The organism is Enterobacter sp. 342 (assembly GCF_036663495.1).
Classification (GTDB): domain Bacteria; phylum Pseudomonadota; class Gammaproteobacteria; order Enterobacterales; family Enterobacteriaceae; genus Enterobacter.
The window spans coordinates 80,967-91,408 of record NZ_JAWUEI010000021.1; the positions used below are offsets into that span (position 1 = coordinate 80,967).

Consider the following 10,442-nt stretch of genomic DNA (forward strand, 5'->3'; position numbering starts at 1 on the left):
ACTCTTTCGATCAGATAGTGGAAGATTGTGGCATTAGCGGGTCAGAAGTGGACTTACCCGAGCGCAACAGGAAGAGGGATATAAACGTGGTGCTGAAAACTAATAGCCCCATAATGAGATAGGATTGGGCAAAGCCGTATTTCTCATAGCTGTAGCCTGCCAGCGGCGACAAGACCGAGGCAATTACCGAGCTTGTACAGGCAAAGCCCACCAGATAGAGGGTGGAAGAGAGCCGCTTATCAAAATGCAAGCTATTGTATTTAAAGATTGAAACCAGCAAGACGGGCAGTTCAACGGCGTGTAATAGCTTGGTAATGGAGATCAATACTGGCCCCTCAACCAGACCCGATGCCACCATACGCATCGCCATCACCATTCCGGCGAAAATCAGACCATTCTTCGCACCAAGGCGATTCACCAGCCATGGGGCACAAAACATACCAGCCGCCTCAAGGAACACCTGGAAGGAGTTGAGATAGCCGTACATGGCGTTCCCTTCCTGCAACGTCGGGAACTGGGAGGAGAAATAGACCGGGAACTGCTGGTCATAAACACCATAAATACAGGTACCAATAACGAAAAACACCAGTGCCCAGAAACGTGGCAGCGTCAGCAGGCGCAGCGCATCTTCCAGTGTGATTTTTCCTCCGGACACCGCTTCCTGCATGGCGTGTGGAGCGGATGAGACCCTGAGACGTACCAGCAAAACAAAAAACACCAGGCCCGCACAACTGGCAACAGCGAAGTTCAGCTTCGGATTAATGTTAAACAGGAGCCCCGCAAAAAAGGTTGCCACCGCCCAGCCAAGCGATCCCCACATTCTCGCCTTGCCAAACTCAAACTGGCTCTGTCTGGCCACGCGCTCGGTATAGGACTCCAGTACCCCTATCCCGCCGTTAAACGTCAGGCCGATATAAATCCCGCCGAAAATGCTGCCGAGTAAAACGTTAACCTGCAGCAGATAGCCGAAGAGCAAAAAAGCCGGACCAGAAAGAATGAGCAGGCAGGTCAGAAACCAGAGCAGATTTTTGCGCAGACCGAGTTTGTCCTGAATGAATCCATAGCAGATTTGAGCAAAAAGCGCGGAGACAGAAAGCACGGCATAAATAACGCCAGTATCGCCTGCTTTTAAGCCTACATCCTGGTGAAGCCAGATGGAGAGCAAAGAACCGGAAGAGGACCATGTGACAAAAAAGAAAAACAGTAATGCGCTCAGTAATGGATAGCTGTGAGAGTGATGCGTTTTCATCATGACATTCTCATGTTGGAGTAATGAAATAATGGTAACGTTAACATTACTCCTTGCTCATACGATTTGGTTCAGATTTATGATGTTAATCACGAAAGTTAACGTTAACATAACAGGAATGAGATCGCGATCGACTATTCATCAATCATGATACCCTGACATAACCAATGAACTCTCTTTCCTTTTACATCAGTTACTTAGTTGTATACTCTCTAACATATAGCATTGACGGAGTAAGAAAATGGCTTCCCTGAAGGACGTCGCAAAGCTGGCTAACGTATCGCTGATGACCGTCTCACGTGCGCTTAACACCCCGGAGCGCCTTAAGCCGGAAACGCTGGCGCGCGTACAGCAGGCTATCGATCAGACCAACTACGTACCCGATCTTTCCGCCAAAAAAATACGTGGCGCACATGCCTCGCCAAAAACCATAGGCGTGCTGGCGCTCGATACGGTGACGACACCTTTCTCGGTAGAGATTACCCTGTCCATTGAAGAGACGGCACGGATGCACGGCTGGAACAGCTTCGTAATGAATATGTTTACCGATGACAACCCTGATGCAATTGTCGATCTGCTGCTCTCCCACCGCCCGGACGGCATTATTTACACCACTATGGGATTACGTCAGGTTCCTCTTCCAGCCAAACTCCTCACCCTTCCCTGCGTGCTGGCTAACTGCGAAAGTATCGATGAAAAAGTAGCCAGCTACATTCCTGATGATGAACAGGGGCAGTACGACGCCGTGAAAGCGTTACTCGCCGAGGGTTATCGACAGCCCCTGTGCCTGCATTTACCCGTGGACCATCTGGCCACAACCCGACGCCGTCAGGGGCTGGAACGTGCATGCCGTGAAGCTGGGCTCGACCCGAACAGTCTGGAACATAGCTATATGGCGTTCGGGGACGAGCACTATCGTGACATTCCATCAGTTTTGCGGGCGCACATTCAGAATGGCATCCCCCAGTTCGACTCCGTTATCTGCGGCAACGATCGTATCGCTTTGATGGTGTACCAGACGCTACTGGCTCAAGGGCTTCGCATCCCACAAGATATTGCGGTTATCGGTTATGACAATATGGTGGGCATTGGAGAACTCTTTCTCCCCCCTCTTTCAACGGTTCAACTGCCACATTATGAAATTGGACGTCTGAGTGCCCTGCATATTATTAACGGTGAAAACCATCGGGAAACGACGCGTGTTGAGAGTCCATTTTTAATGCGTGATTCCGTTGCGCATGTATAGAGACCAGGGATTTTTACCTGTCATGGTGGTAAGGAGGTCGTATCCCTTCTTTTATGTCAGCCAATGGCACGATTTGTCACACTCTTTTTTCTGCTTTTACACTCCAGGCCGACTACACATAACCGGCTGTTTTACTTTGTAATAAAGCGCAATTTTCTTTCAAAAAAGAGGGATATTCCTTCCCCTGTGCCCCATGTCACAAAACAGTAAACAAATTAACCATTGAGCCCCGTGGCAAAAGGCTCTATATTGGCGGCGTTTTTTTCAGGCCCCCATCTGTTTTTTAACTTTTTATTCAATCGTGGCTCATAACGAAGCGGCGGTTGTAGGAGTGATATGATGACGGATAAAGTCCGTATTGACACCGTAGATGCCCACAAAAGCAACGAAACCTATCTGGCCCGTCAGGCCGAGTTTGAATCTAACGTCAGGAGTTATCCGCGCAAACTGCCTTTAGCAATCACTAAAGCAGACGGCGTGTGGATCACCGATGCAGATAATAAAGAATACCTTGACTGTTTAGCAGGCGCAGGGACCCTTGCGCTTGGCCATAACCATCCTGATGTGCTGAAAAGCATCCAAAATGTCATTACCAGCGGCTTGCCGTTACATACCCTGGATCTGACTACGCCTCTGAAAGACGCGTTTTCAGAATACCTGCTCTCTCTGCTGCCAGGTCAGGGCAAAGAGTACTGCCTGCAGTTCACCGGTCCATCCGGTGCTGACGCCGTGGAAGCGGCGCTGAAACTGGCGAAAAAAGTCACCGGCCGTAGCGGTATCATCAGCTTCTCTGGTGGTTACCACGGTATGACCCACGGCGCACTGTCCGTGACCGGCAACCTGTCTCCGAAAGAAGCTGTTGACGGTATGATGCCAGAAGTGCAGTTCATGCCTTACCCACACCAGTACCGTTGCCCGCTGGGTATCGGCGGTGAGGCTGGCGTGAAAGCACTGACCTACTACTTCGAAAACCTGATTAACGACGTGGAAAGTGGCGTACGCAAACCTGCAGCCGTCATTCTGGAAGCCGTTCAGGGTGAAGGCGGTGTGAACCCGGCTCCGGTTGAGTGGCTGCAGCGTATCCGCAAAGTGACTCAGGAACACGGCATTCTGCTGATCCTCGACGAAGTGCAGGCTGGCTTTGCGCGTACCGGTAAATTCTTCGCTTTCGAACACGCTGGCATTGAGCCAGACATCATCGTGATGTCTAAAGCTGTCGGTGGCGGTCTGCCACTGGCTGTGCTCGGTATCAAAAAGCAGTTCGATGCATGGGCTCCAGGTCACCACACCGGTACCTTCCGCGGCAACCAGCTGGCGATGGCAACCGGTCTGACCACGCTGAAAATCCTGAAAGATCAGAACATCGCAGGCAAAGTGGCTGCACAGGGCGAATGGCTGAAAGGCCAGCTGAAAGAGATGGCGAAACGCTATCCGGTTATCGGCCACGTTCGCGGTCTGGGCATGATGATCGGTATTGAGATCGTTAAGCCAAACGAAGCCGCTGACCACATGGGTTGCTTCCCGGGTGATGGCGAGCTGTCTGCCCTGATTCAGAAGAAGTGCTTCGAAGCCGGTCTGATTCTGGAGCGTGGTGGTCGCAACGGTATCGTTCTGCGTCTGCTGCCTTCTCTGCTGATCAGCGATGAAGAGCTGAAAATCTTCCTGGATAAATTCGAGCAGGCACTGCTTGCTGCGGGCGTTCGCCCGGCGTAACCGGAGTAGTTGAACACGATGTCAGATTCAAACCCAATTTTGTTCTCCTCTGCACAGAGCATTGAAGCTTACCAGCAGGCGATTGAACAAAGCACTCAGGCTGTGATGCAGTGGCTGAAACAGCCTGAGATGTACCAGGGCAAAACGGTCGCGGAACTGCGCGACCGTATTAAGCTGGATTTCAACCCGAAAGGGCTGGGCAACGAAGCAGCGATTGAACGCGCTGTAGAGTTCTTCCTGAAAGACAGTTTGTCCGTTCATCACCCACAGTGTGTGGCGCACCTGCACTGTCCAAGCCTGGTAGTAAGCCAGGCGGCAGAAGTGCTGATCAACGCCACTAACCAGAGTATGGACTCCTGGGATCAAAGCCCGTCCGCAACCATCATTGAGATCAAACTGATCGAATGGCTGCGTACCCGCGTGGGTTATCAGGCTGGCGACGCAGGTGTCTTCACCAGCGGTGGCACCCAGAGCAACCTGATGGGTCTGATGCTGGCTCGTGATGCGTTCTTTGCGCGTCAGGGTCACTCCGTTCAGCAGGATGGTCTGACGGGCGATCTGCGTAAGATCCGCGTACTGTGCTCAGAAAACGCGCACTTCTCCGTGCAGAAAAACATGGCGCTGATGGGTCTGGGTTACCAGTCCGTGGTGCAGGTGAAAACGGACGAATTCTCACGCATGGATCTGACCGATCTGGCGGCGAAAATCGAACAGTGCAACGCGAACGGCGAACAGATCCTGGCGATTGTCGCGACAGCAGGGACTACCGATGCCGGTGCTATTGACCCTCTGCGTGCCATTGCTGAGCTGGCGGCGAAGCAGAATATCTGGGTACACGTTGATGCGGCATGGGGCGGCGCGCTCCTGATGTCTGAGCAGTATCGTCACTACCTGGACGGTATTGAACTGGTGGATTCCGTTACTCTGGACTTCCACAAACAGTTCTTCCAGACCATCAGTTGCGGTGCATTCCTGCTGAAAGAAGCACGTCACTATGAACTGATGCGCTATCAGGCGGCTTACCTGAACTCTGAGTTCGACGAAGAAGCAGGCGTACCTAACCTGGTGTCCAAATCGCTGCAGACCACGCGCCGTTTCGACGCGCTGAAACTGTGGATGAGCCTGGAAGCGCTGGGTCAGGAGCAATACGCAGCGATCATCGATCACGGCGTGACGCTGGCACAGCAGGTTGCGGCTTATGTGCAAGAGCAGCCTGCTCTGGAACTGGTTATGCAACCGCAGCTGGCAAGCGTACTGTTCCGCTTCCGTGGCGACGTGCAGGCAGATGATGCGGGTATTGCCCTGCTGAACCAGAAAATTGGTGATGCGCTGCTGGAATCCGGCCGTGCAAACGTCGGCGTGACTGAGCATAACGGTATCACTTGCCTGAAGCTGACGCTGTTGAACCCAACCGTGACGCTGGAAGATATTAAAATCCTGCTGTCTCTGGTTGAGCGCACCGCGCAGGAAGTTCTGGCGAAGTAATACAAAACCCCTCTTCCGCAAGGAGAGGGGTTATTTTTATACCCCAGCCCACCACATTCTGGCTTTTAATCCCCAGTAACTCGTCCACCCCGTAGTCGTGCTGACAACGTTCCCCTTCGACACAATGACCAGCGTCGGCGTTACGCTCACCTGCCATGCCTGCGACAGCGCACCGTTCTCATCATTTACCACCGCCATTTTCAGCTGTTTCTTTTCAATCCAGCGCGCAAGCTTTGCGTCATCACCGGAACGCATGGCAATACTCACCACATTGCCACCCTCTTCTGCCAGCTTATTGACTGAAGGCGTGGTATAACGGCAGATGCTGCACCAGGTGGCCCAGACGTAAATCAGCAGCGGCCGGTCCTGACTGAGCGCCGCAATGTCGTGCATCGTGCCATCAACACCCTGCATCGGAGTTGCACTAAACGTGGCTGGTAATGTCGGCTTGCGGTACTGATCCACACCCCACATCACAGCCAGCGCCAACAGAACAAGTATGATCCCTTCCCACGCCCAGCGGCGCAGTTTGCTGAATTTGCGGTTTTCCATTATGACCTCGTGCTTTAACGAAGGTCATCTTAGCGAGCTATGCGTCGTTTCGCTGTAAAGAAGTGTCGCGAGTGTACTATTTTGCCACGCTGTTAAAACATTAATCCTTGCGCGGTTGCTGTGTCGTGCTATGACCATACTCGTATTGCCCATAGCCTGAATGGTAATACAGAGCTGCTGACTTCACGACGTCGTTCAGCACGGTACCTTTGATCCGCGCACCCATTTGTTGCAGGCGCTTGATGCTGTTCTCCATCTCTTTCATGCTGGTCTTGCCAAAGCGTGCGACCAGCAATGACGTTGCTGCCACCCTGACTGCCACAGCGGCATCGGTAACAGCCAGCACCGGCGGGGTATCGAGGATCACAAGGTCATAATGCTCATCTGCCCATGTCATTAGCACGCTGAAGCGATCACTCATCAGCAGTTCTGAGGGCCGCGATGGAACCGGCCCACAGGTCAGCACATCAATATTGCCTTTTTCATAGCGCTGAATCGCCTCCTGACACGCACATTTTCCATCAAGCACCCCGGAAAGTCCGGTGTGGTTTTTTAAACCGAATACGTTATGGACATACCCCTCACGCATATCTGCGTCAATGAATAACACCCTGAGCCCGGCCTGTGCCTCAATGGCTGCCAGTGAGGTGCTGACAAGCGTTTTTCCGCAGTCCTGCGTGGGGCCAGAAATCATGACGATTCGGTTAGCGGCATCCTGCAACGTGAAATGCAAGCTGGTGCGCAACCCCCGCACAGCCTCAACAAAAATATCTGCGGGCCGGTCGACAGGCAGGAAAGGCACATCGGTAATCTTGTGACCCCAGCGCGAGCCAAATACTCTTTTCCTGTGCAGGTGCGTTTTTTTCCACAACCACATCGAACGCGGTAATGTTGCCATCACCTGTACTCCCAGCCCTTCCAGTTGCTCGGAGGCGTTGAGACCGCGTCTGAGCGCAATGCGGATCAGCACCAGACCCATCGAGAATATCAGCCCCATCAGGGTGCCAAAAACAATAATCAGCGGCTTTCGCGGTTTAACAGGATCAGGTTGCGTCACCGCGCTGTCGATAATTCGCACGTTACCGATGGCGCTGGAGCGTGAGATGTTCAGCTCTTGCTGACGTGTGAGTAGCTGCAGGTAGATTGTCCGACCTGACTCCACATCCCGACTGAGGCGCAAAATGTCCTGTTGAGTCGAAGGCATGGCTGAGACACGCTGATTCAGGCGAACTTTCTCCTGTACCAGCGTCTGGCGTTTTTCACGCAATGCGCGGTAATTCGGGTGATCTTTCTTAAAGAGTTGAGAAATCTCCGCCTCACGAAACGTCAACTCGTTGAGCTGGTTTTCGATATTAACAATCTGTTCAAGAACCGATTTCGCCTCCAGAGAGAGATCGACCGAGTCACGCTGTTTGCGATACTGATTCAGCCGCTCTTCGGCCTGATCGAGTTCGTTTCTGATTTTCGGTAACTGCTGCAGTAAAAACGCAAGACTTCGTGAATCCTGCGCTTCCTGACGGGCAATATTTTGCTGCAGGTAATTGTTGGCAATACGGTTGAGCACATGGGCAATACGATCAGGATCGTTGCCGGTCAGGGTGAGCGTCATCACTCCACTCTGTTTCGCCGATTCAACTACGCTAAACTGGTTACTCAGCGCATTGATTGCCTCCAGACGGGAACGGGTTTGTAGCGTGAATTGCGTGCCCGTTGGGGCATTCAGTTTCGCCACCAGCAGGGAAATTCCCTTCTTTTCAAAAGGCTTACCCTCTCTACCCTCCGCATAAAAATTGTCGCCCTCCAGTCGGTATGCGCCTTTTTCCAGCACAGTGAGTACAAGGGAGCGGAGTTTTCCTTCAACAAGTGGCAATTGCAACCAACCAAGGGCGATCGTCGCTGGTTTACGGCCCTGCAACTGCGCCCACAGTTGCCCTACGACAGGGAAAGTACGCCACGTCACGTGCTGCGTTAAACCTAATTCATCAACGGTAGCACCCAGGATCATGCGCGATTTAAGCAGGAGTATTTCGGGTTCCACATCGGGAGACATCTCATTACCAAACTGTCTTAAATTTTTGAGCAGGCTATTATCCTGCTTTCCTTCCACCTGAATTAAGGCATCTGCGCGATAAACGGGCGTGGATAAAAAGGCATACAGCCCCGCCAGCAGGGTGAACATAAACGTAATTGATAAAATAACTGCACGGTGATCGATCATTTCGCCGAGTAGACGAATGAGATCAATTTCATGATTTTCCGGTGTTGTGGCACCGTAACTGCCTGTTGTGTAAGACGACATTAACGCTTCATTCCTTGTTGACTCAAACGATGAGCCCATTCCTGGCTGGCTTTGCCCAGCAGCCCGAAAACATAGTCGAATGCTTCACGGCTTTTACGATAGGGATCGGGGATGTCCTGCGGCTCCAGCCATTGCCCAAAGAGCAGCGATTTGCCGCGAATTTCCGGGGCCATGGCAGAAATAAAGCGAAGATGAGCGGGTTCCATCACCAGAATAAGATCCGATTCCCGCATAATCTGCGGAGTTAATTTGCGCGCGCGATGTTCATCGAGAGAGAGCCCATGTCGCCCGGCCACGTCCTGTGCGCTGATATCCGCCGGGCTTCCTTCCAGCCCAAATATGCCTGCCGAGGTTATCTGTTTTCCCGGTAGCAACTGGCGTAACAACTGCTCGCCAATTGGTGATCGACAAATATTGCCGGTGCAGACCACTAAGATGGAATCGAACATTATTGCGGCCACGATCTGATATAACGGACCGTTTCGGTCAGATCATGAACACCACTGATGGTCGGCACGAGCTGAGTAATAACGCGATTCCAGCGCGACAGCGGTGCCGTAGTGACATAAACAATGTCGTAGGGTTCAAGCTGGAATTCGGTGCCCAACACCATCGCAGAGGCATCCTGCGCATTAAGCTGATAAATGTTGGCGATTTTTCCCGCATTATTGCCTTTAGCAATAGAGCGAATGACAAAAATACCCGTCGCATCGGCCATGTTCTGGTTCAGCCCACCCGCATTGCTCAGCGCTTCGGCGAGGGTCATCCCACTCCTGTCCATCTTCAGCGTGCTCTGCTTGATCACTTCCCCCATTACAAAGACTTTCAGTGCGTCATTGCGTGGAACAAAAAGAATATCACCCGGGTAGAGCAGCTTATTTTGCGTCAGGTCGCCGTGCTGCATCAGTGCGTACAGAGAGAGGCGTGAATCTTTCCCCTCGTGAGTGAGAACCACGTTGCGCCAGTCAGCGTCAGCAGAAAGCCCCCCTGCCGCGTTGACGGCATCCATAACTGTGACTGGAATATTGGTGATAGCCTGCTGGCCAGATTTGGCAACTTCGCCAGTGACATACGCTTTTTGCGAGCGGAAGGCCGCCACGCTGACATCCACCTGCGGGCTTTCGATCACGTTCTCCAGGCGTGTGGCGATCTCCTCTCTGACTTCAGAGACCGTTTTTCCCGCGACGGTGAGTTTTCCTACATAGGGATAAAAGAGTGTACCGTCCGCGTTCACCCAGTTACCGGCATCACTGGCACTGCGGTATTGCCCAGCCGGAGTTGTCAGTTCAGGATGATCCCAAACGGTAACAGTCAAAATATCACCTGCTCCAATGCGGTACTCCCAGTTTCTGAGTTGCTCATCCAGCTTAGGATTTGGCTGAGATTTCACGACCGCAGGACGCAATTTTTCAATCAGAGAAGGGGTAAGAGGATAAAGATCCACACGCTTATCAACATTATTATTTTCATCACCCGTCATGATGATGTTTTTCCCTGATGAGCTTAATGCTTGCCCGGGAGAAAATACACAGCCAGTCAACTGACTTATCACCAGGAATATTACAAATAGTGCGGTTGTATTTTTCATTAAAATTAATTAATCATTCATGAGCGCAAAAAACATATAGACAATAATTCAGGAAGAATCATCAGATTCATCAACACTCTGTTTTTCATGCAATTAAGTATAAACGCACATCATCTAATGATGCGCAGGATGAATTTAAGAAACGGAAGGCAGTTGAAATGAAAATTAAACCACTCCGCTTTCATAAGTTTAAGTTGCCTTTAAAGAAAATGCATGTTTCCCAGTTCACAAACTTAGGGAAGGTGCGAATAAGCAGGTCATTTCTTCCCAAGCTGACTCGCTGATTAAAATTTCGCGGATCTGGGCCGAT

Annotated in this window: 8 protein-coding genes; 3 read left to right on the top strand and 5 right to left on the bottom strand. The window is 51.7% G+C overall.

The window, feature by feature from the left end; all coding sequences use genetic code 11:
- Nucleotides 1–10 precede the first annotated feature (10 nt).
- Nucleotides 11–1,252, bottom strand: coding sequence for an MFS transporter (locus tag V6E55_RS16885; RefSeq protein ID WP_316943451.1), 1,242 nt, complete (start codon nucleotides 1,250–1,252; stop codon nucleotides 11–13).
- A gap of 238 nt (nucleotides 1,253–1,490) precedes the next feature.
- On the opposite strand from V6E55_RS16885, the gene V6E55_RS16890 reads away from it, so the two are divergent.
- The 3 genes from V6E55_RS16890 (at nucleotide 1,491) to V6E55_RS16900 (ending at nucleotide 5,693) form a co-directional block, all read left to right on the top strand.
- Complete coding sequence (locus V6E55_RS16890; RefSeq protein ID WP_316943453.1) at nucleotides 1,491–2,495, top strand: LacI family DNA-binding transcriptional regulator; 1,005 nt, start codon at nucleotides 1,491–1,493, stop codon at nucleotides 2,493–2,495.
- A 336-nt stretch (nucleotides 2,496–2,831) separates the two neighbouring features.
- Nucleotides 2,832–4,208, top strand: coding sequence for a diaminobutyrate--2-oxoglutarate transaminase (locus V6E55_RS16895; protein ID WP_114977737.1), 1,377 nt, complete (start codon nucleotides 2,832–2,834; stop codon nucleotides 4,206–4,208).
- A gap of 18 nt (nucleotides 4,209–4,226) precedes the next feature.
- Nucleotides 4,227–5,693, top strand: a complete 1,467-nt coding sequence (locus V6E55_RS16900; RefSeq protein WP_316943454.1) for a pyridoxal phosphate-dependent decarboxylase family protein — start codon at nucleotides 4,227–4,229, stop codon at nucleotides 5,691–5,693.
- Nucleotides 5,694–5,729: 36 nt separating this feature from the next.
- Here V6E55_RS16900 and V6E55_RS16905 read toward each other — a convergent pair whose 3' ends face one another.
- The 4 genes from V6E55_RS16905 to V6E55_RS16920 form a co-directional block, all read right to left on the bottom strand.
- Nucleotides 5,730–6,245, bottom strand: a complete 516-nt coding sequence (locus V6E55_RS16905; RefSeq protein ID WP_316943455.1) for a protein disulfide oxidoreductase — start codon at nucleotides 6,243–6,245, stop codon at nucleotides 5,730–5,732.
- 100 nt (nucleotides 6,246–6,345) lie between these two features.
- Entirely contained in the window at nucleotides 6,346–8,544 is a 2,199-nt protein-coding gene (etk, locus tag V6E55_RS16910; RefSeq protein WP_316943457.1) for a tyrosine-protein kinase, read from the bottom strand.
- Nucleotides 8,544–8,993: an arsenate reductase/protein-tyrosine-phosphatase family protein gene (locus V6E55_RS16915; RefSeq protein ID WP_129995375.1), complete on the bottom strand. Its 450-nt coding sequence runs from the start codon at nucleotides 8,991–8,993 to the stop codon at nucleotides 8,544–8,546. The genes etk and V6E55_RS16915 overlap by 1 nt, the downstream gene beginning before the upstream one ends.
- The gene (locus V6E55_RS16920; RefSeq protein WP_114977732.1) at nucleotides 8,993–10,132 is read right to left on the bottom strand and encodes a polysaccharide export protein; all 1,140 of its coding nucleotides are present in this window, start codon (nucleotides 10,130–10,132) and stop codon (nucleotides 8,993–8,995) included. The genes V6E55_RS16915 and V6E55_RS16920 overlap by 1 nt, the downstream gene beginning before the upstream one ends.
- Between the last annotated feature and the right edge of the window lie 310 nt (nucleotides 10,133–10,442).

Coding starts and splice junctions, on each gene's coding strand:
- V6E55_RS16885 (WP_316943451.1), bottom strand. CDS start 1,252: ATGATGAAAACGCATCACTCTCACAGCTATCCATTACTGAGCGCATTA.
- V6E55_RS16890 (WP_316943453.1), top strand. CDS start 1,491: ATGGCTTCCCTGAAGGACGTCGCAAAGCTGGCTAACGTATCGCTGATG.
- V6E55_RS16895 (WP_114977737.1), top strand. CDS start 2,832: ATGATGACGGATAAAGTCCGTATTGACACCGTAGATGCCCACAAAAGC.
- V6E55_RS16900 (WP_316943454.1), top strand. CDS start 4,227: ATGTCAGATTCAAACCCAATTTTGTTCTCCTCTGCACAGAGCATTGAA.
- V6E55_RS16905 (WP_316943455.1), bottom strand. CDS start 6,245: ATGGAAAACCGCAAATTCAGCAAACTGCGCCGCTGGGCGTGGGAAGGG.
- etk (WP_316943457.1), bottom strand. CDS start 8,544: ATGTCGTCTTACACAACAGGCAGTTACGGTGCCACAACACCGGAAAAT.
- V6E55_RS16915 (WP_129995375.1), bottom strand. CDS start 8,993: ATGTTCGATTCCATCTTAGTGGTCTGCACCGGCAATATTTGTCGATCA.
- V6E55_RS16920 (WP_114977732.1), bottom strand. CDS start 10,132: ATGAAAAATACAACCGCACTATTTGTAATATTCCTGGTGATAAGTCAG.